Origin of the sequence: Desulfopila inferna (assembly GCF_016919005.1) — a bacterium.
Classification (GTDB): Bacteria; Desulfobacterota; Desulfobulbia; order Desulfobulbales; family Desulfocapsaceae; genus Desulfopila_A; species Desulfopila_A inferna.
On record NZ_JAFFQE010000002.1, the window covers coordinates 91,819 to 106,253 of the forward strand.

General features: G+C 50.4%; 15 protein-coding genes and 1 pseudogene. 10 read left to right on the top strand and 6 right to left on the bottom strand.

Annotated elements, in window-relative coordinates:
* Positions 1–17 precede the first annotated feature (17 nt).
* Complete coding sequence (locus tag JWG88_RS04445) at positions 18–932, bottom strand: lysophospholipid acyltransferase family protein (protein ID WP_205232511.1); 915 nt, start codon at positions 930–932, stop codon at positions 18–20.
* 337 nt (positions 933–1,269) lie between these two features.
* Between JWG88_RS04445 and JWG88_RS04450 the strand changes: the two genes are divergently transcribed.
* Both JWG88_RS04450 and ilvN read left to right on the top strand, forming a co-directional pair.
* Complete coding sequence (locus JWG88_RS04450) at positions 1,270–1,602, top strand: hypothetical protein (RefSeq protein ID WP_205232512.1); 333 nt, start codon at positions 1,270–1,272, stop codon at positions 1,600–1,602.
* 224 nt (positions 1,603–1,826) lie between these two features.
* Positions 1,827–2,348: an acetolactate synthase small subunit gene (gene ilvN / locus JWG88_RS04455; protein WP_205232513.1), complete on the top strand. Its 522-nt coding sequence runs from the start codon at positions 1,827–1,829 to the stop codon at positions 2,346–2,348.
* 84 nt (positions 2,349–2,432) lie between these two features.
* On the opposite strand, the gene JWG88_RS04460 is transcribed toward ilvN, so the two are convergent.
* Both JWG88_RS04460 and JWG88_RS04465 read right to left on the bottom strand, forming a co-directional pair.
* A complete protein-coding gene (locus JWG88_RS04460) occupies positions 2,433–2,894 on the bottom strand; it encodes an RT0821/Lpp0805 family surface protein (RefSeq protein WP_205232514.1) in 462 nt (153 codons plus the stop codon).
* 178 nt (positions 2,895–3,072) lie between these two features.
* Positions 3,073–3,489: a hypothetical protein gene (locus JWG88_RS04465; protein WP_205232515.1), complete on the bottom strand. Its 417-nt coding sequence runs from the start codon at positions 3,487–3,489 to the stop codon at positions 3,073–3,075.
* A gap of 523 nt (positions 3,490–4,012) precedes the next feature.
* Here JWG88_RS04465 and JWG88_RS04470 point away from each other — a divergent pair.
* From JWG88_RS04470 to dsrP, 6 genes are all read left to right on the top strand, one after another.
* On the top strand, positions 4,013–4,282 hold the full coding sequence (locus JWG88_RS04470; RefSeq protein WP_205232516.1) for a hypothetical protein: 270 nt from the start codon (positions 4,013–4,015) through the stop codon (positions 4,280–4,282).
* Positions 4,269–6,587: a molybdopterin-dependent oxidoreductase gene (locus JWG88_RS04475; protein ID WP_205232517.1), complete on the top strand. Its 2,319-nt coding sequence runs from the start codon at positions 4,269–4,271 to the stop codon at positions 6,585–6,587. Before JWG88_RS04470 ends, JWG88_RS04475 begins: the two co-directional genes overlap by 14 nt.
* Positions 6,584–7,249 carry a hypothetical protein gene (locus JWG88_RS04480; protein WP_205232518.1) on the top strand — a complete coding sequence of 222 codons (666 nt, stop codon included), beginning with the start codon at positions 6,584–6,586 and terminating at the stop codon, positions 7,247–7,249. The genes JWG88_RS04475 and JWG88_RS04480 overlap by 4 nt, the downstream gene beginning before the upstream one ends.
* Positions 7,250–7,327: 78 nt before the next feature.
* Positions 7,328–7,969: a hypothetical protein gene (locus JWG88_RS04485; RefSeq protein WP_205232519.1), complete on the top strand. Its 642-nt coding sequence runs from the start codon at positions 7,328–7,330 to the stop codon at positions 7,967–7,969.
* A 50-nt stretch (positions 7,970–8,019) separates the two neighbouring features.
* Positions 8,020–8,958: a 4Fe-4S dicluster domain-containing protein gene (locus JWG88_RS04490; RefSeq protein WP_205232520.1), complete on the top strand. Its 939-nt coding sequence runs from the start codon at positions 8,020–8,022 to the stop codon at positions 8,956–8,958.
* A gap of 183 nt (positions 8,959–9,141) precedes the next feature.
* On the top strand, positions 9,142–10,374 hold the full coding sequence (dsrP, locus tag JWG88_RS04495) for a sulfate reduction electron transfer complex DsrMKJOP subunit DsrP (RefSeq protein WP_205232521.1): 1,233 nt from the start codon (positions 9,142–9,144) through the stop codon (positions 10,372–10,374).
* Between the two features lie 34 nt (positions 10,375–10,408).
* On the opposite strand, the gene JWG88_RS04500 is transcribed toward dsrP, so the two are convergent.
* Positions 10,409–10,987: a DUF4136 domain-containing protein gene (locus JWG88_RS04500; protein WP_205232522.1), complete on the bottom strand. Its 579-nt coding sequence runs from the start codon at positions 10,985–10,987 to the stop codon at positions 10,409–10,411.
* Between the two features lie 209 nt (positions 10,988–11,196).
* Between JWG88_RS04500 and JWG88_RS21860 the strand changes: the two genes are divergently transcribed.
* Both JWG88_RS21860 and JWG88_RS04510 read left to right on the top strand, forming a co-directional pair.
* Positions 11,197–11,661, top strand: coding sequence for a hypothetical protein (locus JWG88_RS21860; protein ID WP_337833104.1), 465 nt, complete (start codon positions 11,197–11,199; stop codon positions 11,659–11,661).
* Positions 11,662–11,677: 16 nt separating this feature from the next.
* Positions 11,678–12,696: pseudogene (locus JWG88_RS04510) on the top strand (nickel-dependent hydrogenase large subunit); the annotation flags it as partial.
* A gap of 56 nt (positions 12,697–12,752) precedes the next feature.
* Here JWG88_RS04510 and JWG88_RS04515 read toward each other — a convergent pair.
* Entirely contained in the window at positions 12,753–13,016 is a 264-nt protein-coding gene (locus JWG88_RS04515; RefSeq protein WP_240194285.1) for a YheU family protein, read from the bottom strand.
* Positions 13,017–13,037: 21 nt separating this feature from the next.
* Positions 13,038–14,204 carry a 4Fe-4S binding protein gene (locus JWG88_RS04520; RefSeq protein WP_205232523.1) on the bottom strand — a complete coding sequence of 389 codons (1,167 nt, stop codon included), beginning with the start codon at positions 14,202–14,204 and terminating at the stop codon, positions 13,038–13,040.
* Positions 14,205–14,435 lie beyond the last annotated feature (231 nt).

Sequence of the window (14,435 nt, forward strand, 5' to 3'; positions counted from 1 at the left end):
CCGGATTACCAACGGCTTCAGTTTTTTTCGACTACTTTTTTTTCGACAATCGAAGGGTGAGTTTTCCAGCGACGGTGCATCCAGAGCCAGTGTCCCGGGTAATCTCTCACATAGGATTCCAATCCGGCGGTGCAGCGCTGCATGATCTCATGAATGTTCTCAGGCGTGGCACCCTGGCCGTAGTCAAGCTCGACTTCTTCGAAAATTACCTGCAGAGAGCCATCGCGCTGACGAATCGATGAGACGAGAATCATGGCGGCGCCTGTCTTCAGAGCGAAGAGGGCGGGACCTTTAGGAGTAGAACAGGGTTGATTGAAAAAACTGACAAAGGTTCCGTTTCTGCCGGCATCCTGGTCCATCAGCATGGCCATCGCTTCATTTTTTCGCAACGTCTTCAACATCAGGCGTACCGACATACCCTTCGGCAAAATGCTGATTCCAACCCCCATCCTGTATTTGTTCACCATTCTGTCTATATGGGGATTGGCTATGCCGGCAACCACATAGGTGAGCGGATAGCCACTGGCGCTGATTGCTGCGCCCATATACTCCCAGTTTCCAAAATGACCGCCGACCAGAATAACACCCTTCCCTTTGGAAAAGGCCCGCTGCATTACTCCCTCGTTCTTAAACTTCACTATTTCCAGTAAGGATTTTTTCGACAGACCTGGTAAGCAGAGATATTCAAGGCTGTTCATCCCCAGATTTCTATAGGTATCTCTGGCAATGGCGGCAACCTCCCGGTTGCTTTTATCCGGAAAGGCGCGCTTAACTTGATTCAAGGTGATTTTTTTACGGACGGGAATGCAATAGAAGATTAGATCTCCGATCCTTTCTCCGAGGAGAAGCACCATCTTACGCGGCAGCAGACGAATGAACCATCCCAGAAAAACGACGATCTTATATTCTGGCAAATAACGATATTTTTTCATTTGAAATTGATGTCTCTTAACAGTATCTCTGTGGAAATTGCTCACACAGGTGATTACATCCTTTTTCCAGGAGACGCAAGGATGATTTTTTCCATTTACTCCAATGCAAAGTACTATCATGAAGATGAAAGAAGTATGCCCCTAAACCATCGCCAGTCCCTTGATGACAGGGCATGTAGATGTATTATAGTAAAAAATAATAACAGAGGTGGTGTCTTGCCGGTTTTACACATACCGGAGGAAAAGATGTGCAATGTATTTGAGTCGTAGAAACGGCGATTCGCCGTACCACCATCATTTATTTTATTTTTGGCAATAATGGAGTTTGCGATATATTATGATGTTCCAACCGCTAAACGATATACAGACCGTCAACATCCCCCGCAGTGTAGAAGAGGTCGTAGAAATTCTTTATCGTGATTTACTGTTCAGAGATAAAGTCATCCTCGCCTCTCTTTCCGAGAAGGAGTTGGAAGCTTCCGTCTATCTGGCTCTGGCGAAAACTATTCGAGAAGAATTCGGACTCTACAGTGGAAATCATGAACTGCTTTCTTCATGTTCGTCATTTTTAGGCAACCGTTACGACAAATATGAGGATCCCGCCATGGTTATCATCAAAGAGCTATGGAAAAAAATAAAAGACACACACCGCTTGCGTTCGGTAAAGTAAAGGTGACAGGCGCCTCAATCTTTTCTTCCAATTTATTCAAAAACTTGCGACAGCACAATTTTTGTTTTAGAATTGCCTTCCAGGAAGTTCATATCTTATGATAATTTCGTTCCGGATGATCTTCCCATAGCAGAGAACAGTGTCCTATCTGATTCATAGCGCAACTGTTTTACTGAAATAACCGACAAAATCTTTTTGTGTCAATCGTGATTGAGGTAAAAATTATGACGGAAGAACAGTCCTACATACTAACGATGCTTGTAGAAAATAAACCGAGTGTAACCTCCAGAATAACCGGATTGTTCTCAGGCAGGGGGTACAATATGGAGAGCATCTGCGGTGCTCCTACTCATGATCCTAAAATTTCAAGAATTACCATAAAAACCAAATCATCACCTGATCAATTCATAGAAATCAAGGGTCAACTGAACCGCCTGATCGATGTCATCAAACTCCGCGACATGACCGAGGACGAAAAGGCCGTAAAGAGGGAAATGGCGCTTATAAGTGTCGGAATAACACCCAAGAACAGAACGGAACTGATCCAGCTGGTTGACATTTTCAATGCAAAAATTGTCAATGCGGGGGCCGATTCCTATATCGTTGAAGTAACCGGTACGGAAGACAAAGTAAGCTCGCTGATAGAACTCCTTCGTCCTCTCGGGATCAAGAAGGTTACTCGATCAGGAATACTCGCCCTTTACAAGGAGTTGGAGGACAGTCATAAAACGGATGCCAATGACTGAATGTGAGAAGGCAAGGCATCACAGTATCCTGCGCAATGCCTTGCCCATCTATCCGGCTGAGCGGGATTAGAACTAGAACGAATTTTACCTATTCTGCAGTTCCCACTGCCCCTGGGCATTCCTGCACGCGGTGGTGTAGGTCTTTTCAGTTTTGCCATCAATTGTGGCTAATATTTCCGCCTGTCTGCAAGGCCTTTGCGGAGCGCTCTGGGTTGTATATGCCGGCTGAGGAGTAACCTGATAAACATTGCCGCTGTCCGGATTCTGCCAGGAAGTGGTTTGTCCCGAAGGAGCAAACTCGTAAGCATGGTTGAGTTCTTTTCTGTCGAATTTGTCCATTTCATTACCGACAATATATCCAACCAAACCACCGACTGCAGCGCCTATCAGTGTTGCTTCGGTACTTCTGCCGATGGCCTGGCCGAGCAAGGCTCCACCGGCAGAGCCTCCCACGGCCCCCTGCTGTCCCTTGTTCATATCCAGATTGGCGCAGGATGTCATAATCAAGGCCATAAGACCAGCCAGTGTAAGTGCAATTATCCTCATGTATTCCTCCATCGTTTGTTAATAACCTTCGTATGAATGCCTTTATGCATTCCAAAAAAAATCGTACCAATTGAATATCAGTCTAATTCTAACCTCTTCGGTTTAACTGTCAAGAAACGGTTTTCCGGTATTCCGCAAAACTTTCTTCAGTTTTCTTTTTTCTTTCCCTTACGGTATGTCAAAATAATTTTCCCGACCTGCTGCGGTTTTCCACTTCTAAAACGACCTTACGAATCTTAACATCACCATTGAGCAAAAGCTGCCATGGGCCCCAGCTCTGCCTGAAGGGATTGGCCAATTCCATTTGGCGGCCAACCTGATATACTCCACTGCTGTTCGGTCCCACACGAAGCTGCGCCAGCCCTTTACCCTTTTCAGATGTGCCAGTCAGAATAACCTTATGCAAAAGCAGGTCACTCACATTGATCCCCGGATATTGCCGGATCAACTCTTTTTTTAGGAAAATGGCTGCCTGCTCTCCCCTGCGGCTCTGCATATGACTGTCGGTAAAATCAAGCACAATCCTCTGTCTCTCAGCCATTGCCGGCAAAGGCAGTAAAAAAAAGAGAAACAGTACAATCACCATTGAGATCATGTAACATACATTATATCCTCCCTCATTGCTTCGAAAACACCGCTCCTTAAATTTTCTCTCCGCATTAACCTTCACATTTTACCTCTTCTGCTGAATGACTTTTTTACCTGCCGTTTATGCTTCCTACTCTATCAATGGAAATTTTTATTGTCAGTAGACAGCTGGTTACATCTTGTAAATTCAGAGGCATGTCTTCCCGATGTCGGGTCGAGTTGCGATTTCAGTGGAAGTTATCAGGCTTTACTCCTGAAAAACCGCCGCTCAGTAAAGCCAGGATTGGATTAAACTTCGTCTTTTTGACCTAAGTCAATGAAGGCCGGGAACAGCTATGCCACAATGTGAACTATCAGATAATTTTTTGTATTTGTTGTAGACTAGTCATATAGAAGCGGCAAAGCTCAATGCTTCCTGAAAACTGCCGCTGTTAACCTGTGCAATTTTTTTTCTTTCTGCGGCGGATTGAGGGTGATAATCCCACCTCTTTTCCACAAGAACTCAGATTCATTACAGAAAAGGAGACCCAATGCCGATTTTCGGATATCTGGCGATACCCAGAAAAGGCGCACTGCAGCAGCTTCGCAAGGACCTGCAGGCACTTTGCCGCTGTGAAGTTATTCCCGCTCAGAACAGGGAGGTGGTCGTTCTGGTCACTGATACCCGAAATGATGAGGAGGAAAAGGCACTGCAAAGGAGCCTGCAAAATCTTGACTCCCTGCAATCCCTCAGTATGACCTTTGGCCACGGCGATGTTCCTTATAACGATAAACCTGGAGATGACCATGAAACTCGATAGAAGATCATTTATTAAATATGCCGCAGCCGCCAGTGCCATTACCACGGCAGGATCACTTTTCCCCGGTATTTCCTTTGCCGACTGGACTCGTCAGCAGGGAGCACCCGGCATTCTTTCATGGAAAAAATCTCCTTGCCGTTTTTGCGGTACCGGCTGCGGTGTACTCGTCGGTGTCTCCGAGGGCCGGGCGGTTGCCGTAAAAGGCGATCCCAACTGTAGTGTCAACAAGGGGTTGTGCTGTGTAAAAGGCTACCATTCCATCCAGGCCCTCTACGGCAACGACAGGATCACCATGGCCAAAGTGCGCCGCAACAACGAAATGATCGAGGTACCCATAGAAGAAGCCCTCGATCTTATCGCCGAAAAGGCGAAAGAAACCATACGCGACCATGGCAAAGATGCGGTGGCCATCTACGGTTCGGGCCAGTGGACCATACCGGATGGCTATGTGGCCTCCAAATTGTTCAAGGGCTGCATCGGTACCAACAATGTCGAGGCAAACGCCAGATTGTGCATGTCCAGCGCTGTAACCGGGTTTATGACCAGCTTTGGTCTGGATGAACCCATGGGATGTTACGAAGACATAGATCACGCCGATGTCTTTGTCACCTGGGGCAATAACATGGCGGAAATGCATCCGGTGCTTTTTTCCAGAATGCTTGCCAACCGCAAGCGCAGGAAAAATGTGACAATCATAGATTTTGCCACCCGGACAACGCGCAGCAGCCAGGCCTCTGATCGTTCGATACTCTTCAAACCGCAGACCGACCTGGCTGTGGCCAACGCCATCTGCCATGAGATAATCAAAAATAACTGGGTCAACCGGGACTTCATCGACAAACACGTATCCTTCCACAAAGGGAAAACCTCTATCGGCTATGGCACCGAAGACCATTTCCAGTTCACGGATAAAGCCGAATCCATATCTTTCGAAGAGTATACCCTTTTCCTGGAAGACTATACTCCGGAAAAAGTGGAGCGGATCTCAGGCGTGCCGGCAAGAGATATAAAATACCTCGCCGCTCTCTACGGCGATCCCGCCAAAAAAGTCACCTCTTTCTGGTGTATGGGCATGAATCAGCATACACGGGGCACCTGGATCAATAATCTGGTCTACAATATTCATCTGCTGGTTGGCAAAATTTCCACTCCCGGCAACAGCCCCTTTTCCCTGACCGGCCAGCCCAGCGCCTGCGGCACAGTGCGCGAGGTCGGCACCCTGACCCACAAACTCCCCCATGGAGTGGTCGCCAATGAACAGGACCGGGCAATGGCGGAAGAGATCTGGGAACTTGCCCCCGGCTCTATTGATCCCAAACCTACCTATCATACCGTCGAAATGTTTCGTGCTCTGGACCGCGGCGATATCCGCTTTATCTGGATCCAGGTGACCAATCCGATGGTGACCATGCCCAATTTAAAGCGGTATCGAGAGGGGGCTCAAAAGGATGGCCGCTTTATTGTCGTCTCCGATGTTTATCCTACTCCGACAACGGATATCGCCGATGTCATCCTGCCGGCCGCCATGTGGATTGAACAGGAAGGCATGTTCGGCAATTCCGAACGCCGTACCCAGCACTTCGAACAGATCGTCGACCCGCCCGGCGAAGCGATGTCAGACACCTGGCAGATCATCGAGGTGGCGAGAAGGCTGGGCTATGAAAAGCAGTTTCCCTGGTCCCGGGATAATTATATCGAAAAAATATGGGAAGAATATCGATTGTTTCATGCCGGTCCCAAACACGAAATGGCGCCTTATTCCGTACTGCGGCAACGCTCCGGTGTGCAATGGCCTTTCGTCGACGGCAGGGAAACCCGCTGGCGCTACAATCCGCAATACGACCCGGCCTGTACCTCGGGCGATGATTTTCACTTTTACGGCAAGAAGGATAACCGTGCCTGGATATGGGCCCGTCCCTATGAACCGGCTGCGGAATCACCGGATAGTGAATATTCCTTCTGGCTCAACACCGGACGTGTTCTCGAACACTGGCACACCGGCTCGATGACCAGGCGGGTACCGGTTCTGCACAACGCCGTTCCTTCTTCCTATGTGGAAATCAACCCTGAAGATGCCGCCCAGCTCGGCCTGGTAGATGGTGAGAAGGTCAAAATTTCTTCACGGCGCGGGTCCATTGTCATGCCTGCATCGATCCGGGGGCGGGGGATGCCGCCGCGCGGTCAGGTCTTCGTGCCCTTTTTCGATGAAAAATACCTGATCAACGAAGTGACGCTTGACGCATTCTGCCCCATTTCCAAACAACCTGATTATAAAAAGTGCGCCGTCAAAGTGGAGAAAGCATGATGAAAACGCAACCGAGAATCAACAAACAATGGCTGTGCTGTTCTGCAACTGTTTTTCTGGGAGCTGGGATTGTCCTGCTCTCTTCCGCTGCGGGGTTTACAAAAGACATGAATTTCGATTCCCGGGGACAGCAGGTCTTTCAAAAATACGACAGTACGCCCGAGAGCTATATGTCTGCCGACTCGGGAAATCGTAACCTTAGGAAATATTACAGTCTGCGGCAATATCCCGGGGCGCCGCCGCGAATTCCCCACCCCGTTGAAGCATCTTTCAGCGAATCCGCCCCCGATTGTCTTTCCTGCCACGAAAAGGGGGGCTTCAGTCCCGAGCACAATGCCTTTATTCCGGTCACTCCCCATCCTCAGGAAGAATCATGCCGGCAATGCCATGTTGTGCTGCCCGAAGAGCAGACAGTCTTTGTCGAACATGACTGGGAATCCATACCAACACCGCGGCTCGGGGTCTCCGCCATGGGTGGATCTCCGCCGCTGATCCCGCACACCCTGCAACTTCGTGAGAACTGCATCAGCTGCCATACCGGACCAGCAGCGGTTGTTGAAATCAGGGTGGATCATGCCGCCAGAGGAAACTGCAGGCAGTGTCACGTACCGCTCGTGCAAAGCGAACCGGTGAAGGTGTTTACCAGGAATGAGCAGCCCTAGCCCCTACATTTCATGAAATTTCTCAGATCAGGAGAATCTTGAAATATCCGGACTGGAATTACACTTACAGGATATATTATGAAAAGTGACAACTTCCTTCATCACTTCTTTTTCAAGGTATTGCTTTTGTTCCCCGCACTGTCAGTCTGCACCGGCATCATTTGTGAGCCGCGGATTTCCCTGGCATCTTCTCAAAACTCGGTAATGAGGGTGATTGAACAGGCCCAATCCCCTTATAAAGACAGTTCGGTAGAATCCGCTTTCCCCATTTTTGAGGAGACGGTCCTGTCACGGGAGCGTTATCAGGGCGGCACTTTCCGCGTCCTGGCGAGAAAAGGGAAATTAGATCGCTCCCCCTGCAGCGCTTGCCATACCGACACCGAGGTCAAGGCTCAGGACAGCGCCCGGCTAACCCATGGAGACATAGTCCTGAACCATGGCCAGTCCGGTGCTCTCAGCTGTCTCGACTGCCATTCCCGGGAACAAAAAAATCTGCTGGAAGACAGGGAAGGCAACGCCATCGATCTTGACCATAGTTATCAGCTTTGCGGGCAGTGTCATTTCCGGCAGAAAAGCGACTGGCTAGGGGGAGCTCACGGCAAGAGGGTAAGCAACTGGAACGGCGAGCGGGTGATTTTCAACTGCACCACCTGTCATGATCCGCACTCTCCGCGTTTTGAAAAACGATTCCCGGCAACATATTCCCCATCACAGCCCTAGAGGTTGTCCGAGAATCAGGCAAACATGGTCTCTAATCCCAGGTGAAATAAATGACACAGGACAACAACGATAAAACCAAGGGCAGCCGGAGAAATTTCCTCAAAGGACTCTCTATCGCCGCGGCAGCAGGCAGCGCCTCGCTCGTTACCGGCTGCCTTCCCGATGTCAGTGAAGCCTCCAGTGAAACGTTGAAGCTGAAATGGCAGGAATTCTTCAAAAAAAATTACCGCCTGATGACCGCTGCTGAAAAAGAAGAGACTGTGGCCAGACTGGAACGGCTGGCCAAACTGCAGAATGATCGTGAAGTCAGGATAGACACCACCCCTCCCCGGGAGAAGGTACTCTTCGGTTATGCCTTCAATGTCACCCGCTGTGAGGGCTTCATGGAATGTGTTACCGCCTGTATCAAGGAAAACAATCTCGACCGCAAGGCCAACACCCAATATATCCGTGTTTTTGAAATGGAACCTGGTCAGCTCGATCCCAGTACCGGAGACGGCAAATATTATCACGAAGTTCCAGTGGAAAACAAATTTTACATGGCCACCCAGTGTTTCCACTGCGAGAATGCCCCATGTACCAAGGCATGCCCTACCAAGGCCACCTGGCGCGAGCCTGACGGCATTGTAGTAGTCGATTATGACTGGTGTATCGGCTGCCGCTACTGCCAGGCCGCCTGTCCTTACTACGGCCGAAGATTCAACTGGGGCAAACCCGATATCCCGGAAGATGAGATCAATCCCAGGCAGCATTACCTGGGCAACAGGGTTCGGCCTAAGGGCAAGATGGAAAAATGCACCTTCTGTATCCAGCGCAGCAGGGAGGGGAGACTTCCCGCCTGCGTCGAGGCCTGTCCCACCGGGGCCAGGGTATTCGGCAATTTGCTGGATCCCGACAGCGAAATTCGTTTCGTGCTCAAGAACAAAAAGGTTTTCAGAATGCGCGAGGAGTTGGGGACAGACCCCAAGTTCTGGTATTTCATCGATTGACGTCGTAAAAAGCCCGATCTCCCGCGTTGCAGGTTTTTAGCAGGCCTTCGACATACTACCTGTATTGTCGAAGACCTGCTAAAAACACTGCGCCTGGTATATCGAACTTTTTATCTAGCAATTTAAGAGCTTCGTGGCAACTTTTTACGAGATTATCATCGATTAACTATTTGAGGATCCCCCATGGAATCAAGCCCCCGCACAGGTTTTCGCGCCTTTCTTTTCGACGTCATCAAATGGAACGTCCAAGGCGGCGCCGGAATGCAGATATACCGCCTCATCCTGGTTGCCGGAATGGCTCTGGGAATATATGCCTATTCAATCCAGGCCCGTGAAGGGCTTACGGTTACCGGCATGAATGACATCGTCAGCTGGGGGTTTTATATCTCCAACTTCACCTTCCTGGTAGGAGTGGCGGCCGCGGCGGTCATGCTGATACTACCCGCGTACGTGTTTCATGACCCCGATTTCCACCGAGTGGTGATTATCGGTGAAGGTGTTGCCGTCGGCGCACTGGTGATGTGCCTCACCTTCATTCTTGTGGATCTTGGAGGGCCGCTGCAGGCCTGGCATCTTATCCCGGTCATCGGCATCTTCAATTTTCCCTCATCGATCCTGGCCTGGGATGTCCTGGTGCTCAACGGCTACCTGCTGCTCAATGCTCTGGTACCCCTGTATATTCTCTACAACCATTATCACGGCAGGAAGGCCGATGAGAGAAAATACCGTCCCTTTGTCTTCCTGGCCATCTTCTGGGCCTTCTCAATTCATATGGTAACGGCATTCCTTTACCAGGGACTGCCGGCCCGTCCCTTCTGGAACAATCCGCTGCTGGGCCCCAGATTCCTGGCTTCAGCGTTCGCAGCCGGACCTGCACTGATTACTTTGACCCTTGCCGTCATCCATAACCTCACCGAATACAAGATCGACAAAAAGGTGTTCAACAAGCTGCGTTTGATCATTGTGGTCTCGGCGATAATCAACCTGATCATGCTCTTCTCCGAGGTTTTTAAAGAGTTCTACTTCCAGACCCATCATTCAATTTCGGCAGTCTATCTTTTTTTCGGACTTGACGGCCACAGTGCACTTGTCCCCTGGATATGGACCTCCATCGGTATGAATATCATCGCCACCCTGGTACTTGCCTTCAACCCCGGTAAAAATAATCCCAAGGTCCTTCTGCCCGCCGCCGCTCTTCTTTTCATCGCCATCTGGATGGAGAAGGGAATCGGTCTGATAGTCCCGGGTCTCATCCCCTCGCCCCTTGGTGAGGTCGTCGATTACCTGCCGTCCTGGATTGAACTGGCGGTTACAGTCGGTATATTCTGTCTCGGCCTGTCTGTCGTCACTTTCCTGATCCGTGCAGCTCTTGTCATCGAAGACAGATATGAACAAAGCGCCTCGATCGGGACATAGGAATGCGAACCCGAGCTCAGTGCCCCGGCTCTTCCTAAAAGGAGCCCCAGCCGCCTTCGCCGATACCGGGTGGAAACTGGTTCAGAATCGCCTCCACCATGCTGTTCACCATGTCGGTGAGATTTTCCGGCGTTGAATGACTGGGGATCCTTTCAGAACCCTTGCCGCGCCATACCAAGGTCACAGGATTGGTGGAATAGAAGTTTATCACCAGCATCCCCAGGTCGTACTGATGAATATCGGGAGCGGCATTAATGCCGATTCCGCCATAGCGATAATATGAACCCACCCCGAAACCAAAACGGGTTCTGAAGGGATCGGACTCCAGCCTGGTTGTAACTGAAAAATCATAACCTACAAGAAAATCCGGCCTATCGCTTTGCACGTAACCCTTCTGCTGCAGCACACGATCGATGGCCCGATAAAATCGTTTATGCAGCAAAGGATTTCTCTCCATGAGTTTCTCTCCTTCCGGTGCCACCTCCGATCTCCAGTCATAGGTCCGGAAATCCATGAAATCGACTCCTGCATCATAATCCTGACTCACCTGCACAGCCGAGCAGCCGGTCATTAGGAAAAAGAGTATGCAGAAAAGGGGGGATGTCATTCTCATAATTCCTCCTGTGATTAGTATGTTACAGATTTCTATCTAGTTTTTTGCGAGAAAAGAATCTATCTAAAGGTGCTTATACTCCTCAAGGGGTACTGTAAAGAGTCCAGCTCCGCTGGGTTAAACTTATGATGAATCGGCCACCACCTTTACTCCTTTACTTCTCCGCTTTCTCATAATAGGACATTGAGCATCAATGAATAGAAACTCAAGTGCAAGGAACAACTTCCATTGGAAACATTGTCATTTCGGCATGCCACCGCAAAATCCATGACTTCTGCGAGCGTCGGGCCCACTTTGATGAGGGACGGTTCGTGGAGCAGTACGGCGATAATGGACATAAGCTGGGCTACTGCCTCTATAAAGTAGGTTGCAAGGGTCCGGCTACCTACAACAACTGCCCGGCTGTACGCTGGAACAATGTGGGCACCTGGCCTGTGGGCATAGGTCATGGGTGTGTGGGCTGCTCCGAACCGGATTTCTGGGATAACATGTCACCCTTCTATGAGCGTCTGCCGGGAATACAGCTGCCTTTGGCCGGAAAAGGCACCGTCACCGGAGCAACCGAAGCCGGCTTCAAGGTTCTCGGCATCACAGCTGCGGCAATTGGTATCCATGCCGCGGTGGGTATAGGCAAAAAGCTTATCAGCAGCAAAAAAGATTCTGACGAGGAATAAAGGCAAGGGAGGAGGCATGGCACAGCGAATAGTGGTTGATCCTCTCACCAGGATCGAAGGTCATTTACGAATAGATGCAGAAGTGGAAAACGGAGAAATCACCAAAGCCTGGTCCTCCGGCCAGATGTTCAGGGGCATCGAAACCATTCTCCAGGGCCGTGATCCGCGCGATGCCTGGCTGTTCACTCAGCGCATCTGCGGGGTATGCACCACCGTCCACTCCATTGCCTCCGTCAGATGCGTGGAAAATGCCCTGGGCCTCGAGGTTCCCATGAACGCCCAGTACATCCGCAACCTGGTTATATCGATTCATGCCCTGCATGATCATATTGTGCATTTTTATGTGCTCTCGGCACTCGACTGGGTGGATGTAGTCTCGGCCCTCTCCGCTGACATCAACAGGACCGTGCAGCTGGCACAGAGCATTTCCGACTGGCCCGGCAACAGCGCCGGCAGATTCAGAACCGTTCAGGCGAAGATCCGGGCTGTGGTCGACAGCGGACAACTTGGGCCTTTTGCCAACGCCTACTGGGGCCACGCGGCCATGAAGCTGCCACCGGAGGCCAACCTGATGGCGGTGTCCCACTACCTGGAAGCCCTGGATTACCAGCGCAAGGCCACAGAGGCTTAGGCATTATTTCCGGCAAGAATCCGCATATACAGAATTTGCTGGTGGGCGGGATCGCCGCTGCCATCAACCCTGACAGCGAAGCGGCTCTCAATGTCGAACGACTCTACTGGGTCAGACAACTGGTGGAGGAAGTGCGGGCCTTCGTCCACCAGGTATATGTACCCGATGTCATAGCCATCGCAGCCTTATATAAGGATTGGCTGCCATATGGTAAGGGCATCACCAACTACCTGGCCGTCCCGGAAATGATATTGAATCGGGAAGCCACCGCCTTCGATTTTCCCGGAGGTACCATTATGGATGGTGACCTCGACACCACCAAACCCATCGACAACCATAACTCCCCTTATTTTCGCGATAATGTGGCGGAGAGCGTCGCCCATTCCTGGTATGAAGGCTCCTGGGTTCTTTGTAATGAAATAAGCACCAGATGCAGGGAGGGGGAGCGAATAAAATCAGCTCATTTCTTTAAGACATTTTTAGAGAGGATATTACAGGTCTGGCTGATTTGATCATAGATGATGACAGCCTTGCCAGTCTTCAGTTGATCTACTACCTCCCCGATCATTTTCTCCAGCGGCACCTCCCATTCGCCATAATCGGTGCCCTCCCGGGTGATAAATTCTTCCACCAGAGCCAGCAGAATATCGGGTTCGAGCTGATCGCAGGGAATCCTGACCGAGGTGTGGGGCATGTCCATTGGAACTTTTTTCTCTTCTACCATATCTCAGGGGAGCCGGTTAAATTATTTGATGCCCAGGCCGCGCAACACCTTGGTTTTTATACCACTGAGCAGAAAAGGGGTGAAGCGCTTCTTCTCTTTAAGGATCTTGACGAAAAGATCCTTTTTCTTTTCCGGAATCGGCGGGCGCGTGCAAGGAGTAAGGGAGATGGATCCGGTTTTACAGGCGGAAATGCAGGCCCCGCACCCGAGACAGATGTCCTCATCTATAATGAGCCGGCGTTTTTCCTCCTTGACCAGCGGAGTCAGCCCCAGGGCCTTGACGTTGCAGGTCGATACGCAGAGACCACAGCCGAGACAGGTTTCAGGATTGACGGCAAGGGTATAATTTGCCTTGGCTATACCGTTGGTGTAGCCCTGCAGCACACCTCCCAACAGCTCGCAGCAGCAGGAACAGCAGTTGCAGATGAAGGAAGGCTTATGGCGGATGTTGTCGGTTATATGGGTGAGGTTGTACTCTCGTGCGGTATCCAGAACCTTGAGCAGCTGCTCCTTGCTTCTTTTTTCTGCAAAGCCCCTCCGGGTCATGAATTTGGCGGCTGTGCCCAGGGAGATGCAGATCCCTTGAGTCGGTGCATTCCTGTCACAGCTCTCGCCCAGATGCTCTTTTTTATGTCTGCAGTAGCATTGTCCGACGGCGCCGAAACTCGACTGTTTGATTATTTCTCTGGCACTCTCATAGGTGGTGACTACCGATGAAACCGGAATATGCTCTTCATAGGGCAGAGATCTGGTCAGCTGGGTCGTGCTGCCGAAAAACTCCTGGGCCTGGCCCTTATCGTCATAGAGATATTCGGTCATCAGCCTGGCAAGTTCAACCACCGGAAGATCGGCGCGCTGCTTCATGAAGGTAAATTCGAAAAACCCGATCAAGCCCGGCATAAGCAGATAATAAGTGGTCTTGCCGTACTGCAGATCCATCACCAGTCCCTTGTCGGCCATACCGTCCAGAATACTCAGGAGTTTGTCCTCATCCATTGCCGTGGCCCGCTTCAGCTCGTTGATGGTCGATTCCTGCAGGGGAAAGCGCGAGGCGACATAGGCTTCGTCTTCCGAAAAAAGATGGGTGAGGATCTGCCGCAGTTTTTCGTTATCGAAAAGGCCGATAGGGTAGCGGTTTAATCTGTCGATGAGCGGAACCAGATTTTTTTTGGCGCCATGATGTCCCATTGCTTCTCCTTCTGTAACTATTCAGGTTGATCCGCTTTATTTGGCCAACTACGTGTCTGTAACTGTTTAGTACCCTAATCCTGAAAAACTGCCAAAGAAAACAAGAAAACGGAAACTGTGCCTTAAAAACCAGCAGGTTGAGTCTACTGCCAAGGTACTTATCCAGCTCAGCTGGGTTAGAGGTAAGCACCCTGACGGGCATAAACTAACTCCGACTCCGGGTGAGCCATA

Excerpts from the sequence above, each read along its gene's own strand:
- JWG88_RS04520 (WP_205232523.1), bottom strand. The coding sequence starts at position 14,204 with ATGGGACATCATGGCGCCAAAAAAAATCTGGTTCCGCTCATCGACAGA.
- JWG88_RS04460 (WP_205232514.1), bottom strand. The coding sequence starts at position 2,894 with ATGAGGATAATTGCACTTACACTGGCTGGTCTTATGGCCTTGATTATG.
- ilvN (WP_205232513.1), top strand. The coding sequence starts at position 1,827 with ATGACGGAAGAACAGTCCTACATACTAACGATGCTTGTAGAAAATAAA.
- JWG88_RS04500 (WP_205232522.1), bottom strand. The coding sequence starts at position 10,987 with ATGAGAATGACATCCCCCCTTTTCTGCATACTCTTTTTCCTAATGACC.
- JWG88_RS04445 (WP_205232511.1), bottom strand. The coding sequence starts at position 932 with ATGAAAAAATATCGTTATTTGCCAGAATATAAGATCGTCGTTTTTCTG.
- JWG88_RS04470 (WP_205232516.1), top strand. The coding sequence starts at position 4,013 with ATGCCGATTTTCGGATATCTGGCGATACCCAGAAAAGGCGCACTGCAG.
- dsrP (WP_205232521.1), top strand. The coding sequence starts at position 9,142 with ATGGAATCAAGCCCCCGCACAGGTTTTCGCGCCTTTCTTTTCGACGTC.
- JWG88_RS04465 (WP_205232515.1), bottom strand. The coding sequence starts at position 3,489 with ATGATCTCAATGGTGATTGTACTGTTTCTCTTTTTTTTACTGCCTTTG.
- JWG88_RS04515 (WP_240194285.1), bottom strand. The coding sequence starts at position 13,016 with ATGGTAGAAGAGAAAAAAGTTCCAATGGACATGCCCCACACCTCGGTC.
- JWG88_RS04475 (WP_205232517.1), top strand. The coding sequence starts at position 4,269 with ATGAAACTCGATAGAAGATCATTTATTAAATATGCCGCAGCCGCCAGT.
- JWG88_RS04450 (WP_205232512.1), top strand. The coding sequence starts at position 1,270 with ATGATGTTCCAACCGCTAAACGATATACAGACCGTCAACATCCCCCGC.
- JWG88_RS04490 (WP_205232520.1), top strand. The coding sequence starts at position 8,020 with ATGACACAGGACAACAACGATAAAACCAAGGGCAGCCGGAGAAATTTC.
- JWG88_RS04480 (WP_205232518.1), top strand. The coding sequence starts at position 6,584 with ATGATGAAAACGCAACCGAGAATCAACAAACAATGGCTGTGCTGTTCT.
- JWG88_RS04485 (WP_205232519.1), top strand. The coding sequence starts at position 7,328 with ATGAAAAGTGACAACTTCCTTCATCACTTCTTTTTCAAGGTATTGCTT.